At 56.1% G+C, this 21886-nt stretch carries 12 protein-coding genes and 1 pseudogene; 7 read left to right on the top strand and 6 right to left on the bottom strand.

Translation table 11 applies throughout. From position 1 onward, the window contains the following. Positions 1–15: 15 nt before the first annotated feature. Both lptG and lptF read right to left on the bottom strand, forming a co-directional pair. Positions 16–1098, bottom strand: coding sequence for an LPS export ABC transporter permease LptG (gene lptG, locus ACOTZC_RS18715; protein ID WP_023309364.1), 1083 nt, complete (start codon positions 1096–1098; stop codon positions 16–18). Continuing rightward, a complete protein-coding gene (gene lptF, locus ACOTZC_RS18710) occupies positions 1098–2198 on the bottom strand; it encodes an LPS export ABC transporter permease LptF (RefSeq protein WP_024906345.1) in 1101 nt (366 codons plus the stop codon). The genes lptG and lptF overlap by 1 nt, the downstream gene beginning before the upstream one ends. Before the next feature lie 266 nt (positions 2199–2464). Between lptF and pepA the strand changes: the two genes are divergently transcribed. The 5 genes and pseudogenes from pepA to ahr all read left to right on the top strand — a co-directional run bounded on the left by pepA (position 2465) and on the right by ahr (position 9090). After that, positions 2465–3976, top strand: a complete 1512-nt coding sequence (gene pepA / locus ACOTZC_RS18705; protein WP_023309366.1) for a leucyl aminopeptidase — start codon at positions 2465–2467, stop codon at positions 3974–3976. Between the two features lie 85 nt (positions 3977–4061). Further along, on the top strand, positions 4062–4505 hold the full coding sequence (holC, locus tag ACOTZC_RS18700) for a DNA polymerase III subunit chi (protein ID WP_008502815.1): 444 nt from the start codon (positions 4062–4064) through the stop codon (positions 4503–4505). Next, a complete protein-coding gene (locus tag ACOTZC_RS18695) occupies positions 4505–7360 on the top strand; it encodes a valine--tRNA ligase (protein ID WP_023309367.1) in 2856 nt (951 codons plus the stop codon). Before holC ends, ACOTZC_RS18695 begins: the two co-directional genes overlap by 1 nt. Positions 7361–7483: 123 nt before the next feature. Then, positions 7484–7987: pseudogene (locus ACOTZC_RS18690) on the top strand (GNAT family N-acetyltransferase). Positions 7988–8070: 83 nt separating this feature from the next. Next, positions 8071–9090: an NADPH-dependent aldehyde reductase Ahr gene (gene ahr, locus ACOTZC_RS18685; RefSeq protein ID WP_114978862.1), complete on the top strand. Its 1020-nt coding sequence runs from the start codon at positions 8071–8073 to the stop codon at positions 9088–9090. A 92-nt stretch (positions 9091–9182) separates the two neighbouring features. Here the strand turns inward: ahr and ACOTZC_RS18680 are convergent, their stop codons facing one another. Next, positions 9183–10829: a dihydroxyacetone kinase subunit DhaK gene (locus ACOTZC_RS18680; protein WP_063409194.1), complete on the bottom strand. Its 1647-nt coding sequence runs from the start codon at positions 10827–10829 to the stop codon at positions 9183–9185. Positions 10830–10967: 138 nt separating this feature from the next. Here ACOTZC_RS18680 and ACOTZC_RS18675 point away from each other — a divergent pair, with 138 nt between their 5' ends. Beyond that, a complete protein-coding gene (locus tag ACOTZC_RS18675) occupies positions 10968–12470 on the top strand; it encodes a helicase HerA-like C-terminal domain-containing protein (RefSeq protein WP_023309371.1) in 1503 nt (500 codons plus the stop codon). Positions 12471–12554: 84 nt separating this feature from the next. Here the strand turns inward: ACOTZC_RS18675 and ACOTZC_RS18670 are convergent, their stop codons facing one another. The 3 genes from ACOTZC_RS18670 to ACOTZC_RS18660 all read right to left on the bottom strand — a co-directional run bounded on the left by ACOTZC_RS18670 (position 12555) and on the right by ACOTZC_RS18660 (position 16738). Continuing rightward, on the bottom strand, positions 12555–13202 hold the full coding sequence (locus tag ACOTZC_RS18670; protein WP_032668272.1) for a T6SS immunity protein Tli3 family protein: 648 nt from the start codon (positions 13200–13202) through the stop codon (positions 12555–12557). Between the two features lie 72 nt (positions 13203–13274). After that, a complete protein-coding gene (locus ACOTZC_RS18665; protein WP_045403569.1) occupies positions 13275–15443 on the bottom strand; it encodes a T6SS effector phospholipase Tle3 domain-containing protein in 2169 nt (722 codons plus the stop codon). Between the two features lie 362 nt (positions 15444–15805). Beyond that, positions 15806–16738: a TIGR01212 family radical SAM protein gene (locus tag ACOTZC_RS18660; RefSeq protein ID WP_421635947.1), complete on the bottom strand. Its 933-nt coding sequence runs from the start codon at positions 16736–16738 to the stop codon at positions 15806–15808. 687 nt (positions 16739–17425) lie between these two features. On the opposite strand from ACOTZC_RS18660, the gene gltB reads away from it, so the two are divergent. Beyond that, positions 17426–21886, top strand: a complete 4461-nt coding sequence (gltB, locus tag ACOTZC_RS18655) for a glutamate synthase large subunit (RefSeq protein WP_421635946.1) — start codon at positions 17426–17428, stop codon at positions 21884–21886.

The raw sequence follows: 21886 nt of genomic DNA, 5'->3' as shown, positions 1-21886 counted from the left end.
GCGAGGAGAGGTCGATCAGGAACGTTTCAACAGCAGCCAGAGGCTGATCAGGAGGAAACTTGCGCTTGGCAGCAGCGCACCGATTATCGGCGGAATGCCATAAACCAGCGTCAGCGGACCGAAGATCTGATCGAGCACGTAGAACACAAAGCCGAAGCTGATACCGGTCACTACGCGCACGCCCATCGGCACGCTGCGTAACGGGCCGAAGATAAACGACAGCGCCATCAGCATCATCACCGCCACGGACATTGGCTGGAAGATCTTGCTCCACATGTTGAGCTGATAACGTCCCGCATCCTGCCCGCTCGACTTCAGATATTTCACATAGTTGTGCAAACCGCTGATGGAGAGCGCGTCAGGGTCCAGCGCAACAACACCGAGCTTATCGGGCGTCAGGTTGGTCTTCCACGTACCGGTTACAGTCTGAGAACCGGCGATCTGTTTCGGATCGGTCAGGTCAGACTCATCGACCTGGGACAAACGCCACAGTTTATGTTCGGCGTCAAATTTCGCCGAAGAGGCGTGGCGGACTGACTCCAGACGGCGCTGGTCATCGAAAGCATAGATGCTGACCCCACCCAGTTCATCATTCCCCTTCACCCGTTCGATGTAGACGAAGTTTTTACCGTCTTTCGCCCATAAACCTTGTTGGGTCGAGAGCAGCGAGCCGCCGTACATGGCCTGCGCACGGTAGTTACGCGCCATCTGTTCGCCCTGCGGCGCGACCCACTCGCCAATCGCCATGGTCAACAGCACCAGTGGGATCGCGGTTTTCATGACCGACAGCGCGACCTGCATGCGGGTAAAGCCCGAGGCCTGCATAACGACCAGCTCGCTGCGCTGCGCCAGCATTCCTAGCCCCAGCAGCGCGCCCAGCAGGGCCGCCATCGGGAAGAAGATCTGCACATCTTTCGGCACGCTGAGCAGGGTATACATCCCCGCGCCCATCGCGTCATAGCTCCCCTGCCCGGCTTTTTTCAGCTGATCGACAAATTTGATAATGCCGGAGAGCGACACCAGCATGAACAACGTCATCATGATGGTGGTAAAAATGGTTTTACCGATATAGCGATCAAGAACGCCAAACGCCTGCATTAGATGGCTCCTTTACGCGAGAATCGGGCACGTATGCGGCGCACAGGCACCGTATCCCACAGGTTTAATCCCAGCGCCAGTAAGATGTACAGGCTGTTGACGAACCATGTCCAGACCATAGGGTCCAGCTTACCCTTCGCGCCGTTAGAACGAATCGAGGTTTGCAGCAGGAAATAGATCAGGTAAAGCAGCATCGCCGGCAGCATAGAGAGCACGCGTCCCTGGCGCGGGTTCACCACGCTCAGCGGAACGACAATCAGCGCCATCATAAACACGGTGAAGACAAGCGTAATACGCCAGTGGAACTCAGCGCGCGCTCTGTCGGTATCGGTATTCCACAGGGTACGCATGTCCATTTGCTCGGTATCCGTTGGATCGAGCGCCACCGCCTGATGGCCGATAATGGCCTGATAGTTCTGGAAATCCGTAATACGGAAGTCGCGCAGCATCGCGGTGCCTTCGAAACGGGTGCCTTTGTTCAGCGTCACGATCTGAGAACCATCTTTGCGCTGAGCAAGCTGACCGGAGTCTGCAACCACCACGGAAGGACGCGCGTTACCTTTGGGACGTAACTGCGCCAGGAATACGTCGTTGAATTTACTGCCGTCAACGCTCTCAATAAACAGCACGGAGTTGCCGTCGGTCGCCTGCTGGAACTGACCCTGAGCTAAGGCTGCCATGCCGGGGTTGGCTTTCGCTTCGGCCAGCACTTCGTCCTGATGACGGGAAGACATGGGCCCCGCCCACATCACATTCACCGCTGCGACAATACCCGTGAACAGCGCCAGTATCATGGCTGCTTTCACCAGTACCGCTTTGCTCAGGCCACAGGCATGCATCACCGTGATTTCACTCTCGGTGTAGAGTTTCCCAAGCGTCATGAGCAGGCCAAGGAAAAGACTTAGCGGCAGGATGAGCTGCGCCATTTCCGGGATCCCTAAACCAAGCAGGGAAAGCACCAGATTAGTTGGAATTTCGCCGTCAACGGCCGCACCGAGGATCTTAACCAGCTTCTGACAGAAAAAAATCAGCAGCAGGATGAAGAGGATCGCCAGTTGGCTTTTGAGCGTCTCCCGCACCAGATATCTTATGATTATCACTTTAAATACGCCCGTAAAAACCCGTCTCTTTGCTGGAAAATCGCTTGTTTCATGGCTTAAACGTCATTTATTCTCTTGAGTCGTCGAAATCATCGCTAAGATTAAAACATCCGGCGGATTCACGCTTCAGGACTTTTTCTGACGTGTCGAAACCGTAGTAACGTAAGATTAACACGAAGTCACCACAACAGCGGACATGAGTTACGAAAGGTTTCAATTCTATCCGTAGCTGCCGCCGTTGTCTTTAAGATTCAGGAGCGTAGTGCATGGAGTTCAGTGTAAAAAGCGGTAGCCCGGAGAAACAGCGGAGTGCCTGCATCGTTGTGGGCGTCTTTGAACCACGCCGACTCTCCCCGATCGCCGAGCAACTCGATAAAATCAGTGACGGCTATATTAGCGCCCTGCTGCGCCGTGGCGAACTGGAAGGCAAACCTGGGCAGACGCTGTTACTGCACCATGTTCCGAACGTACTGTCAGAGCGTATTCTGCTGATTGGCTGCGGCAAAGAACGCGAGCTGGATGAACGTCAGTATAAGCAGGTGATTCAGAAAACAATCAATACCCTGAATGATACTGGCTCAATGGAAGCCGTCTGCTTCCTGACCGAGCTGCACGTCAAAGGGCGTAACACCTACTGGAAAGTGCGTCAGGCGGTTGAAACGGCAAAAGAGAGCCTGTACAGCTTCGATCAGCTGAAAACCAATAAAAGCGAGCCGCGTCGTCCGCTGCGTAAAATGGTCTTTAACGTGCCAACCCGTCGCGAGCTGACCAGCGGCGAACGCGCGATCCAGCACGGTCTGGCGATCGCGGCCGGCATTAAAGCGGCCAAAGATCTCGGCAACATGCCGCCTAACATCTGTAACGCGGCGTACCTGGCCTCTCAGGCGCGTCAGCTGGCCGACGCCTACAGCAAAAACGTCATTACCCGCGTCATCGGCGAACAGCAGATGAAAGAGCTGGGGATGCACTCTTACCTGGCGGTCGGTAACGGCTCGCAGAACGAATCCCTGATGTCCGTCATCGAGTACAAAGGCAATCCATCCGAAGACGCGCGCCCGATTGTGCTCGTCGGTAAAGGCCTGACCTTCGACTCCGGCGGTATCTCCATCAAGCCTGCCGAAGGCATGGATGAGATGAAGTACGACATGTGCGGTGCGGCGGCGGTTTACGGCGTGATGCGCATGGTCGCGGAACTGCAGCTGCCTATCAACGTGATCGGCGTTCTGGCGGGCTGCGAAAACATGCCTGGCGGGCGCGCCTATCGTCCGGGTGACGTTCTGACCACCATGTCCGGCCAGACCGTTGAAGTGCTGAACACCGACGCCGAAGGCCGTCTGGTGCTGTGTGACGTGCTGACCTACGTTGAGCGCTTCGAGCCGGAAGCGGTGATTGACGTCGCTACCCTCACCGGAGCCTGTGTGATTGCGCTGGGCCACCACATCACCGGCCTGATGTCGAACCACAATCCGCTGGCGCATGAGCTTATTGGTGCCTCAGAGCAGGCTGGGGACCGCGCATGGCGTCTGCCGCTGGGTGACGAGTATCAGGATCAGCTGGAGTCTAACTTTGCGGATATGGCGAACATTGGCGGACGTCCTGGCGGGGCGATCACCGCGGGCTGCTTCCTGGCACGCTTCACCCGCAAGTACAACTGGGCGCACCTGGATATCGCGGGCACCGCATGGCGCTCCGGTAAAGCTAAAGGCGCAACCGGTCGTCCAGTGGCGCTGCTGTCGCAGTTCCTGCTCAATCGTGCGGGTTTTAACGGCGACGAGTAAGTCAAACGGCAGTAAACCGTAGGCCGGGTAAGGCGAAGCCGCCGCCCGGCTTAAGCATTTAAAGTGAGCACAAGAAGCCCCATATATGAAGAATGCAACGTTCTACCTTCTGGACAACGACACCCATCAGGATGGCCTCAGCGCCGTAGAACAGCTGGTGTGTGAAATTGCCGCAGAACGTTGGCGCGCAGGTAAACGCGTTCTGATCGCCTGTGAAGATGAACAGCAGGCGATTCGCCTGGATGAAGCGCTGTGGGCGCGCCCGCCGGAGAGTTTTGTGCCGCATAACCTGTCGGGCGAAGGCCCGCGCGGCGGTGCACCGGTTGAAATTGCCTGGCCGCAAAAGCGCAACAGCAGCGCGCGCGATATTCTGATTAGCCTGCGGATAGATTTTGCAGATTTTGCCACCGCTTTCACAGAAGTGGTAGACTTTGTCCCTTACGAAGAATCTTTGAAACAACTGGCGCGCGAACGCTATAAAGCGTACCGCCTGGCTGGTTTTAACCTGAATACGGCAACCTGGAAATAATGGAAAAGACATATAACCCACGCGATATCGAACAGCCGCTTTACGAGCACTGGGAACAGCAGGGCTATTTCAAGCCTAACGGCGACGAAAGCAAAGAGTCCTTCTGCATCATGATCCCGCCGCCGAACGTCACCGGCAGTTTGCATATGGGTCATGCTTTCCAGCAGACCATCATGGACACCATGATCCGCTACCAGCGCATGCAGGGTAAAAACACCCTGTGGCAGGCGGGGACTGACCACGCGGGTATCGCGACCCAGATGGTAGTTGAGCGTAAAATTGCCGCTGAAGAAGGAAAAACCCGCCACGACTACGGTCGCGACGCGTTCATCGACAAAATCTGGCAGTGGAAGGCGGAATCCGGCGGCACAATTACCCGTCAGATGCGCCGTCTCGGCAACTCCGTAGACTGGGAGCGCGAGCGCTTCACCATGGACGAAGGCTTGTCCAACGCCGTTAAAGAAGTTTTCGTCCGCCTGTACAAAGAAGACCTGATTTACCGCGGCAAACGCCTGGTAAACTGGGATCCAAAACTGCGCACCGCCATCTCTGACCTGGAAGTGGAAAACCGCGAGTCTAAAGGCTCCATGTGGCACATCCGCTATCCGCTGGCCGATGGCGCAAAAACCGCCGACGGTAAAGATTACCTGGTGGTCGCAACGACCCGTCCGGAAACCCTGCTGGGCGATACCGGCGTAGCCGTTAACCCGGAAGATCCGCGTTATAAAGATCTGATCGGCAAATTCGTGGTGCTGCCGCTGGTAAACCGCCGTATTCCGATTGTGGGCGACGAACACGCCGACATGGAAAAAGGCACCGGCTGCGTAAAAATCACCCCTGCACACGACTTCAACGACTATGAAGTCGGCCGTCGTCACGCCCTGCCGATGATCAACATCCTGACCTTCGACGGTGATATCCGCGAAAGCGCAGAAGTGTACGACACCAAAGGCAACGAATCCGACGTTTACTCCAGCGACATCCCGGCTGAGTTCCAGAAGCTGGAGCGTTTTGCCGCGCGTAAAGCCATCGTGGCAGCCGTTGACGCGCTCGGCCTGCTGGAAGAGATCAAACCTCACGATCTGACCGTGCCGTACGGCGACCGTGGCGGCGTGGTTATCGAGCCAATGCTGACCGACCAGTGGTACGTGCGTGCCGACGTGCTGGCGAAACCGGCTGTGGAAGCGGTTGAGAACGGCAGCATTCAGTTCGTGCCGAAGCAGTACGAAAACATGTACTTCTCCTGGATGCGCGACATTCAGGACTGGTGTATCTCCCGTCAGCTGTGGTGGGGTCACCGTATTCCGGCGTGGTACGACAACGAAGGCAACGTTTACGTTGGCCGTAGCGAAGACGAAGTGCGTCAGGAAAACAACCTGAGCGCGGACGTTGCGCTGCGTCAGGACGAAGACGTTCTGGACACCTGGTTCTCCTCCGCGCTGTGGACCTTCTCCACCCTCGGCTGGCCAGAAAACACCGACGCACTGCGTCAGTTCCACCCAACCAGCGTGATGGTGTCCGGCTTCGACATTATCTTCTTCTGGATTGCCCGCATGATCATGATGACCATGCACTTCATCAAAGACGAAGACGGCAAGCCGCAGGTTCCGTTCCATACCGTCTACATGACCGGTCTGATCCGCGACGATGAAGGCCAGAAGATGTCCAAGTCCAAGGGGAACGTGATTGACCCGCTGGATATGGTTGACGGTATCTCTCTGGAAGATCTGCTGGAAAAACGTACCGGCAACATGATGCAGCCGCAGCTGGCTGAGAAAATCCGCAAGCGCACCGAGAAGCAGTTCCCGAACGGGATCGAGTCCCACGGTACCGACGCCCTGCGCTTCACCCTGGCGGCACTGGCATCTACCGGCCGTGACATCAACTGGGACATGAAGCGTCTGGAAGGTTACCGTAACTTCTGTAACAAGCTGTGGAACGCCAGCCGCTTCGTGCTGATGAACACCGAAGATCAGGATTGTGGCTTCAACGGCGGCGAAATGACGCTGTCTCTGGCAGACCGCTGGATCCTGGCGGAATTCAACCAGACGGTAAAAGCATTCCGCGAGGCGCTGGACAGCTACCGCTTCGACATCGCGGCGGGCATCCTGTATGAATTCACCTGGAACCAGTTCTGCGACTGGTATCTGGAGCTGGCGAAGCCGGTGATGAACGGCGGCACCGAGGCGGAACTGCGCGGCACGCGCAACACGCTGATTACCGTTCTGGAAGGCCTGCTGCGCCTGGCGCATCCGGTCATTCCATTTATCACCGAAACCATCTGGCAGCGCGTGAAGGTGATTGCGGGCATCAACGCCGATACCATCATGCTGCAGCCGTTCCCGGAATTCGATGCGGCCAAGGTTGATGAAGCGGCGTCCGCGGATACCGAGTGGCTGAAACAGGCGATCGTTGCGGTACGTAACATCCGCGCTGAGATGAACATCGCCCCTGGCAAACCGCTGGAGCTGCTGCTTCGTGGCTGCAGCGAAGCGGCCGTTCGTCGCGTCACCGAGAACAACACTTTCTTGAAGACCATGGCGCGTCTGGAAAGCATCACCGTGCTGCCTGCGGATGACAAAGGTCCGGTTTCCGTGACCAAAATCATCGACGGTGCCGAGCTGCTGATCCCGATGGCGGGCCTGATCGACAAAGACGCCGAGCTGGCTCGTCTGGCGAAAGAAGTGGCAAAAGTCGACGTGGAAATTGGCAAAATCGAAAGCAAGCTGGCGAACGAAGGCTTTGTGGCCCGCGCGCCGGAAGCGGTCATCGCGAAAGAGCGCGAGCGTCTGGTTGCTTTCGCCGATGCGAAGACCAAACTGATCGAGCAGCAGGCGGTTATCGCAGCCCTGTAATGCTTTTACCCCTTACGCTTCAGGGCGTAAGGGGTAACCTTCCTGAAAACTCCTCGCTTGCACTCCCCTTTCTGCGGTGCTATTAACAGCAGTTATGTGTCAATTTTTGTTATGAGTAATGCTATGAGCGTGATTACCCCCGTCGCGACGACGATGCGCCGGATCGCTGAGCAGGATAATTCGGCTATCGCCGCCGTTATCCGCACCGTTTCTGCCGAATATGGCCTGACGGCTGACAAAGGCTACACGGTTGCTGACCCGAACCTGGACGAGCTTTACCAGCTCTACAGCCAGCCAGGGCATGCCTACTAGGTAATCGAGCAGAACGGCCAGGTGGTGGGCGGCGGCGGCGTGGCGCCCCTCAGCTGCAGCGAGCCGGATATCTGTGAACTACAGAAAATGTATTTCCTGCCAACGGCGCGCGGGCAAGGACTGGCAAAAAAGCTGGCGCTGATTGCGCTGGACCACGCGCGCAAGCAGGGTTTTACACGCTGCTACCTTGAAACAACCGCTTTCCTCAAAGAGGCCATCGGCCTGTATGAACATCTGGGCTTTGAGCATATCGATGCACCGCTGGGCTGTACCGGCCACGTTGATTGCGAAGTCAGAATGCTGAAAAGTCTGTAACTTTCGTTCCTGCCCTCTTCTGTTAAGCGGCTGTAAAATGAATGCTCTACACTCTCAGTTCACACCACAACGGGGGAAACACGATGTCGAAGATAAAAAGCTACGCCGCACCGCAGGCGGGTGCAGAACTTGAGCTGTACGAGTACGATGCGGGCGAACTAAAAGCAGAAGACGTCGAAGTACAGGTTGATTACTGCGGGATCTGCCACTCGGATCTCTCGATGATCGATAACGAATGGGGCTTCTCCAGCTATCCGCTGGTTGCCGGGCACGAAGTTATTGGCCGCGTCGTGGCGCTCGGTAGCGCCGCGCAGGACAAAGGGCTGAAGGTAGGCCAGCGCGTGGGCATTGGCTGGACGGCACGCAGCTGTGGCCACTGTGACGCCTGTATCAGCGGCAATCAGATCAACTGCCTCGAAGGCGCCGTTCCCACCATTCTGAACAAAGGCGGTTTTGCCGACAAACTGCGCGCCGACTGGCAATGGGTGATCCCGCTGCCGGACAGCATTGATATCGAATCCGCCGGTCCGCTGCTGTGCGGCGGTATCACCGTTTTCAAACCCCTGCTGATGCACCATATCACCGCCACCAGCCGCGTGGGCGTGATTGGTATTGGCGGTCTGGGCCATATCGCCATCAAGCTGCTGCACGCGATGGGCTGTGAAGTCACGGCGTTCAGCTCGAACCCGGCGAAAGAGAAAGAAGTACTGGCTATGGGGGCGGATAAAGTGGTGAATAGCCGCGATCCGCAGGCGCTGAACGCGCTGGCGGGCCAGTTTGATCTGATCATCAACACCGTTAACGTGGATCTCGACTGGCAGCCGTACTTTGAAGCGCTGGCCTACGGCGGTAACTTCCATACCGTAGGTGCTGTGATGAAGCCGCTGCCGGTTCCGGCGTTTACCCTGATCGGCGGGGATCGCAGCGTGTCAGGCTCCGCGACCGGTACGCCGTTTGAGTTGCGCAAGCTGATGAAGTTTGCCGGACGCACCAAAGTGGCCCCGACCACCGAACTGTATCCGATGTCGAAAATCAACGAAGCGATCCAGCACGTGCGTGACGGCAAAGCCCGCTACCGCGTGGTGTTGAAAGCGGATTTTTGATGTGACTTAGGCGGGGAATGTGCGGCCTGATGCCCTCACCCCAACCCTCTCCCACAGGGAGAGGGCGTACACACTAAAAACAGTAACGGTCGTTACCGTTTTGCATCTACCAGGGCCTTAAACACCTCAGCCACCGCGACCGCACCGGGATCCATTACCCCATCCAGATTCTCTTTATTCACATACGATGAACGTCCCGCGCCGGCTTTCGCCATTTTCGCCGTTGCTTCGGCACCGTGCTGTGCGGCCTGCGCCGCTGCCTCGATATCGCCTTTCAGCAACGCCTCCAGCGCCGGCTGCAGCGCGTCGATCAGGGTACGATCGCCGAGATCTGCCCCACCGTACTGCTTCATCTGCGCCAGCCCGCTGAGCAATGCCTCGGGCAGCGGCTGACCATCGTGAAGCTTTTGCCCGGCCGCGGTGAAGAAGATCGACATCAGCACCCCGCTCGATCCGCCCATCACCGTCGCCAGGCGCTCGCCCACCAGCAACAGCAGCGTCGATACGTTATCAAGCGGGAGCTTGCGATCCTCCAGACGCTGCGCAATATCCCGCGCCCCTTGCGCAAAAGTGGAGCCGGTATCGCCGTCGCCCACTTTGGCATCCAGCGCGTTCAGTCGGTTTTCCAGCTGGAGCAGCGTTTTCGTCACCGAGGAGACATACTCCCCCACCCGCAGATTGTCCGACGGAGTGTATTCCACGCGATCGTGAATGGCGGTATGCGCCACGGTGCGCAGTGGCGCAAACGCCACGGGCTTCTGCCAGCCCAGCGTTTCGACCTCGGCGTGAATCGCCTTTTCAAAGAAGTCGTTGAGCTTAAGCAGCGTGAGCGAAAAGCCCTTCATGTCCAGCGCGCTCACCAGCGGCGCGGGGCCTATCAGGTACGCGATCTCCTCTTTCAGCGCCGAATGCGCCAGCTCTTTGGTCAGCAGCGCCATCTCCAGCGCCGATACGCCGCCGAGATTGTTAATCAATACCGCAAACCGCCCTTCTCCCGCCTGCGCGCGTAACGGCGTCACCAGCGTGTCGATAATGGCTTTGCTGTTCTGCGTATCCACGACGGAAGCACCGGGCTCGCCGTGAATGCCCAGCCCCAGCTCGACATGGCCCTGCTTAATGCGCCCCTCTTCCTCGTCGCTGCCCGGCAGGTTGCACGTTTGCATCGCAACGCCCAGGCTCCAGAGGTTATCGCAGGCCTGTTGCGCAATATCCCGTACCTCACTCAACGATTTCCCGTGCTCCGCCGCATAGCCCGCAATCTTGTGCACCAGCGCCGTACCGGCAATACCGCGCGGCTGTTTGTTATCCGGCAGCGCGATATCGTCCGCCACGATCGCCATCTCCACCTTAAGACCGTAGCGTTTGGCTTTTTCTGCCGCGAGGCCAAAGTTCAGGCGATCGCCGGTGTAGTTTTTGACAATCAGCAGACAGCCGCGATCGCCCGTGACCGCCACAATGGCATTCAGCACCGCATCCACGCTCGGCGAGGCAAACAGATCGCCACACACTGCCGCCGTCAGCATCCCTTTGCCGACAAACCCGGCGTGCGCGGGTTCGTGGCCTGAGCCGCCGCCGGAGATCACCGCCACGCGGCTTTTGTCCCAGTCGCCGCGTGCGACGATCCTGATGGCCGGATCGATATCAAGTTTGACGAGATTTGCGTGTGGCGCAGAAAGCAGTATGCCTTCAATGGCATCGTTGACCAGCTGTTTGCGATCGTTAAAGAAGAATCTGGACATCGTTTCCCACTATTTTTGTGAACCGTATGCAAAAGCATAGTCCGCGCTGGATAATGCGCCGCAAAGTCAGGAATTTACTCAACCAAATTGCGGTCAGGTTGCCTATACTCCACCCAGGACTAAGAGAGGAAGCGCATCATGAGTACACCATTGTTAATTGCCCGGACGCTGGAAAAAGAGCTGTATTTACTGCCCGCGATGGCGAACCGCCACGGTCTGATCACCGGAGCGACCGGGACAGGCAAAACCGTCACCCTGCAAAAGCTGGCTGAGTCGCTTTCGGAGATTGGCGTACCGGTCTTTATGGCTGACGTGAAAGGCGATTTAACCGGTGTGGCTCAGGAAGGTACGGCCTCTGAAAAACTGCTCGAACGGCTGAAGAATATTGGCATCACGGACTGGACGCCGCATAACAATCCGGTGGTAGTGTGGGATATCTTTGGTGAGAAAGGCCACCCGGTGCGCGCTACCGTCTCCGATCTCGGCCCGCTGCTGCTGGCCCGTCTGCTTAACCTCAACGACGTGCAGTCCGGCGTGCTGAATATTATCTTCCGCATTGCCGACGATCAGGGGCTGTTGCTGCTTGATTTCAAAGATCTGCGCGCCATTACGCAGTACATCGGCGATAACGCCAAATCCTTCCAGAACCAGTACGGCAATATCAGCAGCGCCTCGGTGGGCGCCATTCAGCGCGGGTTGCTGACCCTGGAGCAACAGGGTGCCGAACACTTCTTCGGCGAGCCGATGCTGGATATTAAAGACTGGATGCGCACCGACAGCAGCGGCAAAGGCATCATCAACATTCTGAGCTCCGAGAAGCTCTACCAGATGCCAAAGCTCTACGCCGCCAGCCTGCTGTGGATGCTCTCTGAGCTCTACGAACAGTTACCCGAAGCGGGCGATCTGGAAAAACCGAAGCTGGTCTTCTTCTTCGACGAAGCGCACCTTCTGTTTAACGATGCGCCGCAGGTATTGCTGGATAAGATTGAACAGGTCATTCGCCTGATCCGCTCCAAAGGCGTTGGCGTCTGGTTTGTGTCGCAAAACCCGTCGGACATCCCGGATAACGTGCTCGGCCAGCTCGGTAACCGCGTGCAGCACGCCCTGCGCGCCTTTACGCCGAAGGATCAAAAAGCGGTAAAAGCCGCCGCGCAAACCATGCGCGCTAATCCTGCCTTTGATACCGAAGCGGCGATTCAGGCGTTAGGCACCGGTGAAGCGCTGATCTCATTCCTGGATGCGAAGGGCAGCCCGTCCGTGGTAGAACGCGCCATGGTGATCGCGCCCTGCTCGCGCATGGGGCCGGTTACCGACGATGAACGTAACGGCCTGATTAACCACTCTCCGGTTTACGGGAAGTACGAAGACGAGGTTGATCGCGAGTCCGCGTTCGAGATGCTGCAAAAAGGAGTGCAGGCGACCACCGAATCCCAGGATGCGCCTGCCGCTAAAGGGCAGTCTGTCGCCGTGGATGACGGTATTCTCGGGGGGCTCAAAGACATCCTGTTCGGCAGCACCGGGCCGCGCGGCGGCAAGCGCGACGGCGTGGTACAAACCATGGCGAAAAGCGCGGCGCGGCAGGTCACCAATCAGATAGTGCGCGGCATGCTGGGAAGTCTGTTAGGCGGCCGTCGCCGGTAGCGGGGATAAAGTAAAACTGTCCTATACTTACCTGAGATTCGCCTTTTTGAATACCTCCCCCGTTTGGGAAGGTATTCAAACGCCTCAGTGCTTATCCATATCGCAGCGCATATGATCCCAGCCGGTGTAGTTTTTCACTTCTGGTACTTTGTCTGGCTGTCCTTGCCAGTTGATTTTAAATTGCTCAATACTCCCCTGGAGCCCTTCTTTGGTCATGTAGACCATGCCCCATGCCGCTCCCGGAGAGCGTGGTTTAATATGATGCACAGAGCCGTCCTCAGCTTCATAGGTTATCCCCGGCCCCCCTGTTGCCAGACGGGGGTCATCATAGGGTTTGGATGACATATATAGTCGGTGTTTGGTTTGCAAGAATCCCTGATCGTTTACGACGGTGAAAGATATCAGGGCATCGTAGGGTGGCGAGGAATCGCCATTAGGTTCGTTTTCAGTGGGCGGGAACGATGAAGGATACCATGTCTTCCCATAGTCTTTAGACACAATCGAGCCGGCTGAATCCCAGGTTGGCAGCGCAATATAACGTTCTGAAGGATGAATAAATTTTTTGGTAAAAATACGATAAAACTGGCTTACGGGTTGAGTTCGAATCCCCCGTTTCGTATCGACATACCAGATTTCACCTGCACAATTCCAGCCTTTCAACTCCAGGTAGCGGTGGCCATCAAAACGGTACACAATTTGCGTAGGACTGGTATCTGCGGAGGGCTGATTCATCGCCCAGACGGTCACGATACCGATAACTAATACTAACCATAAGATGAAAAATTTCCGGCTCACGTGATATACCTACTTTTCGTTAATTTGGCTTATATTTAACGCTCGTGGCATTTCCCATTGCAGAATAATTTTTTCTTCGAACTTAACAGGCTTAACAATGCCATATTCAATTTCCATCCTGTTGCGTTTATGGGGTCGGACACCAGCATAATTATTCACTACCCCAAATTCATCTTTCGGTAATATTGCGTCAGGTTTATTCATAAAAAATTTGGTCGTAGAATCATCCAGTTTTCCTGTTCGGTAATATTCTTTAGCCTGAAAATTCTTATTCAACGGATCCCGCCAGTCCGCGCGATGCAAAAGATCCTCCCAAAAACGGCCAGCCTTATAATCAAAAGATTTGCATTGCCCGATGGCTAAATCAAAGGCCATGGCCTGGGAAGGTGCATACTCGCTCATCACAATGGAGGAGTGCTGGCTGTACCCAACGGGATCAGCTTTCTTCCATTCATCTTCCAGCTCATCGCGGTTTTTCAGCCAAACCAGCGTCAGGTTTCTGAACGTATCGACGCCCGACACAACTCCCTGAATCACTTTGTGCTTCCGCTCAACTGTCATCTCTTGCAGCTCGTCAGGGGTCAGCGAATGGCCTGGCTTCATCGTTGGGTAATAATATTTATCCATAGGAAACATGCCTGAGGCTGTTCTGCTCAGGGCATGGGCTTTCGCGGAATACGAAATATAGGCGTCGGGACTTTCTGGATCGATATAAGCTTCATAGGGTATATCGCAGGTTTTCGGGTCGTTGTCTTTTCGGTTTTTCTCACCCTGTAATTCAAATACAAATGGCTCAGGTAATTCTTCGCCATTGATGACAACATCACGAGCAGAGTAAATCGCGTTCGTAACAGAACTGTATTTCGCATCCCCTTTCTGTATTGCGGGCAGTTCGAAGCACGTTTTGTCTGGCGGGAAACCGACATGACCATGCTGGTAAAAGACCCGCTGATACAGGTTTGGAATATGACAGGCGATGTTTTGCGGGATACCGCGCCAGCCAATGCCCTGAATGTTTTTCAGGGATACCGTTCCGTCATTCGGGCAGAAATAATTATACACCTTGCCGTTATTATCCCGTCGGAACCGAGCATCCTGCCGTAATGGGTTATCTGACGGTTTTCGTAATGTGCAAGCGGCCTCCATCGCCAGCATGTCTGCCTCAGTCACCTCGCCACCTTTGTACTGCGTTGCCATCAGGGCACAGAAATTGCTGAATGTCTGCTGACGGGCAGCGCTGGTCTGGTGATGACCAGACTGGGCATTTTCTAATAGTCGCTCTTCCAGCGAATACGGGGAGTGGGTCAGAATGGTGCAGTTAACGGGATCATAACCAGCCTGCTTCACCAGCATATTAGCCAGCATTGTAATGATAGTGCCCTGGCTGTGCGCCACGATGTTAATCACATCGTTCTCTGTAACTGGCTCTTTTCGGATTTGAATAATCAAATCCGCCAGCCGCTGAGCGGCAAAAAACTGATAGATGCGGTGCGGGTTGGGAAAGATGGGGTGGGTGAAATCGCCGCCATTTGCATGCAACGTCATAAAACCGGTGGCAGCGACGGCAACGCCACCGGCCCCCGGGCCAAGCATGTCCGGTATATTGGTGGTTGCATTGGCAAACGTGCCACCACCTTTGGCAAAATTGATATCGAGCGCATTTTTAAAGCAGTCGTTCTGAAATGCAAACGCCCCTTTACTGTCATTACCCAGCGCGGCCTTCTTGGTTTCGTCATCTTCCTGATAGGCGTCGTAAGGGATGTGGGCGTCGCTGCCCAGCTTTCCGACTTCGTCCCGATAACGCTTCTGGTCAGCGCGCCACTCCTCATGCGTAACCGGCTTATAGCCCCAGTAAAAGGGGATAATGGGAGAACGTCCAGGCTCACAGATTTTCTTTTGCGCCTCTTCGTTGTGGGACATGATGAAATCTTTCCACTCGTGCGCATACAGGTCTGAACGGTTCAACCGCTTGCTTAACCCGGAAATAATCCCTTTTTCCTGATTCTGATAAGCTTCCCCAACATCGTTCACACCGTGCACCAGAATCACAATGCATGGCATCGGGCGCGGAACGCCAACTTTACGGGTCTGGGCTACCAGGCCCAAACTTTTGTGAACAGGAATATCGTTTTCAGATATAACGCGTGGACAATACGGACTTATTCTTACACCTGTCATCAACGTATCTCCAGATAATGAATACCGCTGAGACAGCTAAAACAACATAAATTACCTTCCATACGGAATATCCTTTTTAAGAGTGGCGATGTAAGACATTACGCCTGTAAGGAAGGCATTTAAATACAAAATAAAATATCAATAAGCACCACAGAAACTCGGATTATTCATCCAGTGAATAACTCACAGAAAAGAGAAAACGGATTTACTGCGATATTAATAGTCTGACGACTACCCACAACTGAAAAGAATAAGAACCATAGCGACTTAAATAAATAAAACTCATCAAATAAACAAATAACGGGATTCATTTATATTGATAAGTTTTCATTAATACTATTCAAATTATTTATAGCAAAACGCTAACGGTCAGAAATTGGAACCCAAGGCATTCCCAGCGCCGCCCCCTGCACGCCGTTCTCCTGCAGGTAGCGGTCGATTTCCACCATCCCCGTCCAGCGGTTTTCACACCATAGCGGTGCCAGAAGCGTTGGACGGCGGGCACTGGCCGAGATGCGATGGTAGACAATATCCGGCGGCGTATGGCGAATCATCTCCCCCGCCGTCACCGTATAGTCTTCAAGCTCAATACCGCTTAACCGCCCGGCCTCCCAAGCTTTCGCCATAATACTGCCCTTCACGATATGCAGCGGGTGCAGCTTAATGCCGTCCACGCCGGTTTCAACCACCTTTTCCAGCGTTTCAAGACCGTGCTGTTGACCCTCGCCGGGTAACCCAACAATCAGATGCGAGCAGACCTTCAGCCCGCGCTCGCGGGCCAGGCGCGTGGTGCGCTGGTAGCAGGCGAAATCATGGCCACGGTTAATACGGTGCAGCGTTTTGTCGTGCGCGGTCTGCAAGCCCAGCTCCAGCCAGATCTCGTAGCCTTGTTCTTTGTACTCGCTGAGCAGGTCCAGCACCGCGTCCGGTACGCAGTCCGGGCGTGTGCCCACGCAAAGCCCAACAATATTGGCCTGGCTGACGGCCTGCTGATACATCGAACGCAATACCTGCACCTCCGCCCACGTGCTGGTGTAGGCCTGGAAATAGGCCAGATATTGCTTCGCGCGGTTCACCAGGCTGGCCTGATGGGCAAGCTGTTCAGCGATAGATTTATGCCGCTGGGCCTCGTCAGCAAAGGACGCAACGTTACAGAAGGTGCAGCCGCCGCGCCCGATGGTGCCATCGCGATTCGGGCAGCTAAACCCGCCGTGCAGCGTCAGCTTATGAACCTTTTGCCCGTACCGCTGCAAAAGATCCCCACCAAACATATTGACTAATTTCTGTAACTGCATAATCTGATAGACCGTCCCGGAGAAAGGGGACAAGCCTGCCACTTTTAGCCTCTGTCGGCGATGACCTGGATCAATCGCCCTGGACGGCTTTTATCTGTATGAATAAATACTCAGGATTACTGCAATTTCATTCACGCTACCCGTGATTACTTTTCCTTATGTTCTGATTGTTTTTTTCATTTATAGCGCCACCACTGAAAAACAGTGGGTTTATGCGGGTTTGCAGCCATTGCCAGATTATTATTCTGCTATAAAACGGCTATTCAGCACGCTACATTGATAATACCGCTTTCATATAGTGAGTCAGATCACACTCCGCTGCGTCCTGCCAGGGCATACAATCAATGTAAAAATAGTTAAATGACATTTAATTTCAAAGACATAAACTCTCTTTAGCACATTTTTGTATAAATAAGATTGCCATTTGACCTGTGTACCAATTCCCGATAAGTTGGAAATCCGCTGGAAGCTTTCTGGATGAGCGGCCTGCTCATCATATTTATGCAGTAATTGAGATTCCCTCTGAAGCAAGTCCTCAAACTTGTTTACCTGCGCGAAAGGATGAAAAAGAGGGCGAATGCGAGGTCCGCGTATGAAACGCAAACCCCGTCGCCATGCTCTTTCTGTGCCTGTGCGCCACGGTAAAGTTCAGTGGGAAGCCCGACGAGCCTGGGGAGGTTCACTGATATGTTGTACGATAAATCCCTTGAGAAGGATAACTGTGGTTTCGGCCTGATCGCCCACATAGAAGGCGAACCTAGCCACAAGGTAGTGCGTACTGCTATTCACGCACTGGCCCGAATGCAGCACCGTGGCGCTATTCTTGCCGATGGTAAAACGGGCGACGGTTGCGGCCTGCTGCTGCAAAAACCGGATCGTTTCTTCCGCATCGTGGCGGAAGAGCGCGGCTGGCGTTTAGCCAAAAACTACGCTGTCGGCATGCTGTTCCTGAACCAGGATCCTGAAAAGGCTGCCGCCTCACGCCGCATCGTCGAAGAAGAACTTCAGCGTGAAACCCTGTCGATTGTCGGCTGGCGCAATGTGCCAACCAACGAAGGGGTGCTCGGTGAAATCGCCCTCTCCTCGCTGCCTCGTATTGAACAGATTTTCGTCAACGCCCCTGCGGGCTGGCGTCCGCGTGATATGGAACGCCGTCTGTTTATTGCCCGCCGCCGCATTGAAAAACGTCTCCAGGACGATAAAGAGTTCTACGTTTGTAGCCTCTCTAACCTGGTGAACATCTATAAGGGTCTGTGTATGCCGGCTGACCTGCCGCGCTTCTACCTGGACCTGGCGGACCTGCGTCTGGAATCGGCCATTTGCCTGTTCCACCAGCGCTTCTCCACCAACACCGTTCCACGCTGGCCGCTGGCTCAACCGTTCCGCTACCTGGCGCACAACGGCGAGATCAACACCATCACCGGTAACCGCCAGTGGGCCCGCGCCCGTACCTATAAGTTCCAGACGCCGCTGATCCCCGATCTGCACGATGCCGCGCCGTTCGTGAACGAAACCGGCTCGGACTCCAGCTCCATGGATAACATGCTGGAACTGCTGCTGGCGGGCGGGATGGATATCGTGCGCGCCATGCGTCTGCTCGTGCCGCCGGCCTGGCAGAACAACCCGGATATGGATCCTGAGCTGCGCGCGTTCTTCGACTTTAACTCCATGCACATGGAGCCATGGGACGGCCCGGCGGGCATCGTTATGTCCGACGGCCGTTTTGCCGCCTGTAACCTGGACCGTAACGGTCTGCGTCCGGCGCGCTACGTTATCACCAAAGACAAGCTCATCACCTGCGCCTCTGAAGTCGGTATCTGGGATTACCAGCCTGACGAAGTGGTCGAGAAAGGCCGCGTCGGTCCGGGCGAGCTGATGGTGATCGACACCCGCGGTGGGCGCATCCTGCACTCCGCCGAAACCGACAACGATCTGAAGAGCCGCCACCCGTACAAAGAGTGGATGGAGAAGAACGTGCGTCGCCTGGTGCCGTTCGAAGATCTTACGGACGAAGAAGTGGGCAGCCGCGAGCTGGACGACGATACTCTCGCAAGCTACCAGAAGCAGTTTAACTACAGCGCGGAAGAGCTGGACTCTGTCATCCGCGTGCTCGGTGAAAACGGCCAGGAAGCGGTCGGCTCAATGGGTGACGATACCCCGTTTGCCGTGCTCTCCAGCCAGCCGCGCATCATTTACGATTACTTCCGCCAGCAGTTCGCGCAGGTGACCAACCCGCCGATCGACCCGCTGCGCGAAGCGCACGTGATGTCGCTGGCTACCAGCATCGGTCGCGAGATGAACGTCTTCTGCGAGGCCGAAGGCCAGGCGCACCGTCTGACCTTTAAATCGCCGATCCTGCTGTACTCCGATTTTAAACAGCTCACCACCATGAAAGAGGAGCACTACCGCGCAGACACGCTCGATATTACCTTCGACGTGACCGAAGCGAGCCTCGAAGAGACGGTGAATGCGCTGTGTGACAAAGCCGAACAGATGGTGCGTAACGGTACCGTTCTGCTGGTACTGTCCGACCGCAATATCGCGAAAAACCGTCTGCCGGTGCCTGCCCCGATGGCTGTTGGCGCTATCCAGACGCGTCTGGTCGACAAGAGTCTGCGCTGCGACGCCAACATCATTGTGGAAACCGCCAGCGCCCGCGACCCGCACCACTTTGCCGTGCTGTTAGGCTTTGGCGCGACGGCGATCTACCCGTACCTGGCCTACGAAACGCTGGCACGCCTGGTGGATACCCGCGCGATCGACAAAGATTACCGCGCGGTGATGCTGAACTACCGTAACGGCATCAACAAAGGCCTGTACAAGATCATGTCCAAAATGGGCATCTCGACCATTGCCTCCTACCGCTGTTCGAAGCTGTTTGAAGCGGTCGGCCTGCATGACGAGGTCGCCAACCTCTGCTTCCAGGGCGTGGTCAGCCGCATCGGCGGCGCCGGTTTTGCTGACTTCCAGCAGGATCTGGTGAACCTGTCCAAACGCGCCTGGCTGGCACGTAAGCCGCTGGATCAGGGCGGTCTGCTGAAATACGTTCACGGCGGCGAGTATCATGCCTACAACCCGGACGTGGTGCGCACGCTGCAGCAGGCGGTTCAGAGCGGTGAATACAGCGATTACCAGCAGTACGCTGAGCTGGTAAACAACCGCCCGGCGGCAACGCTCCGCGACCTCATTGCCCTGAACCCGGGTGATGAAGCGGTCAGCATTGACGAGGTTGAGCCTGCATCCGAGCTGTTCAAACGCTTCGATACCGCGGCGATGTCCATCGGCGCGCTGAGCCCGGAAGCCCACGAAGCGCTGGCGGAAGCCATGAACAGCATCGGCGGCAACTCCAACTCCGGCGAAGGCGGTGAAGATCCGGCGCGTTACGGCACCAACAAAGTGTCCCGCATCAAGCAGGTGGCATCCGGTCGCTTTGGCGTGACGCCTGCGTACCTGGTCAACGCCGACGTGATTCAGATTAAAGTCGCTCAGGGTGCTAAACCGGGCGAAGGCGGCCAGCTGCCGGGTGATAAAGTTACCCCGTACATCGCCAAACTGCGCTATTCCGTGCCGGGCGTGACGCTGATCTCCCCGCCGCCGCACCACGATATCTACTCTATCGAGGACCTGGCGCAGCTGATTTTCGACCTGAAGCAGGTCAACCCGAAGGCGATGATCTCCGTGAAGCTGGTTTCCGAACCGGGCGTCGGCACCATCGCTACCGGCGTGGCGAAAGCCTATGCTGACCTGATCACCATCGCCGGCTACGACGGCGGTACCGGCGCAAGCCCGCTCTCCTCCGTGAAATACGCGGGCTGCCCGTGGGAGCTTGGCCTGGTGGAAACCCAGCAGGCGCTGGTGGCGAACGGTCTGCGTCACAAGATCCGTCTGCAGGTGGACGGCGGCCTGAAAACGGGCCTCGACATCATTAAAGCGGCGATCCTCGGCGCGGAAAGCTTCGGCTTCGGTACCGGCCCAATGGTTGCGCTCGGCTGTAAATACCTGCGTATTTGCCACCTGAACAACTGCGCAACCGGCGTTGCTACCCAGGACGAGAAGCTGCGTAAGAACCACTATCACGGTCTGCCGTTCAAAGTGACCAACTACTTTGAGTTCATCGCCCGCGAAACCCGCGAGCTGATGGCGCAGCTGGGCGTGAAGCGTCTGGTGGACCTGATTGGCCGTACCGACCTGCTGAAAGAGCTGGAAGGCTTCACGGCGAAGCAGCAGAAGCTGGAGCTGAGCAAGCTGCTGGAAACCGCGCAGCCGCACCCTGGCAAAGCGGTCTACTGCACCGAGAACAACCCGCCGTTCGATAACGGCGTGCTGAACGCGCAGCTGTTGCAGCAGGCGAAACCGTACGTGGACGACAAGCAGAGCAAAACGTTCTGGTTTGATATCCGCAACACCGACCGCTCCGTGGGCGCCTCCCTCTCCGGCTACATCGCGCAAACGCACGGTGACCAGGGGCTGGCGGCGGATCCGATTACCGCACACTTCAGCGGTACCGCGGGTCAGAGCTTCGGCGTATGGAACGCAGGCGGCGTTGAGCTGTACCTGACCGGCGATGCCAACGACTACGTCGGTAAAGGCATGGCAGGGGGCTTGCTGGCGGTGCGTCCTCCGGTCGGCTCAGCCTTCCGCAGCCATGAAGCCAGCATCATCGGTAACACCTGCCTGTACGGCGCGACCGGCGGTCGTCTGTTTGCAGCAGGCCGTGCGGGCGAGCGTTTTGCGGTGCGTAACTCCGGTGCTATCACCGTGGTGGAAGGCATTGGCGATAACGGGTGTGAATACATGACGGGCGGGATTGTTTGCGTTCTGGGTAAAACCGGCGTGAACTTCGGCGCGGGCATGACGGGCGGTTTTGCGTACGTCCTGGACGAAGACGGTGAGTTCCGCAAACGCGTGAACCCGGAGCTGGTAGAAGTGCTGGACGTTGATACGCTGGCTATCCATGAAGAACACCTGCGTGGTTTGATTACCGAACACGTGCAGCATACCGGTTCTTCGCGCGGCGAAGAGATCCTGGCAAACTGGCCGGCGTTCTCTGCGAAATTCGCGCTGGTTAAGCCGAAGTCCAGCGATGTTAAAGCCCTGTTGGGTCACCGTAGTCGTAGCGCAGCAGAGCTGCGCGTGCAGGCGCAGTAA

Source organism: Enterobacter cloacae complex sp. SHL009 (assembly GCF_049237205.1).
Taxonomy (GTDB): Bacteria; Pseudomonadota; Gammaproteobacteria; order Enterobacterales; family Enterobacteriaceae; genus Enterobacter; species Enterobacter cloacae_M.
This window is presented reverse-complemented; position numbering and strand designations above follow the sequence as displayed.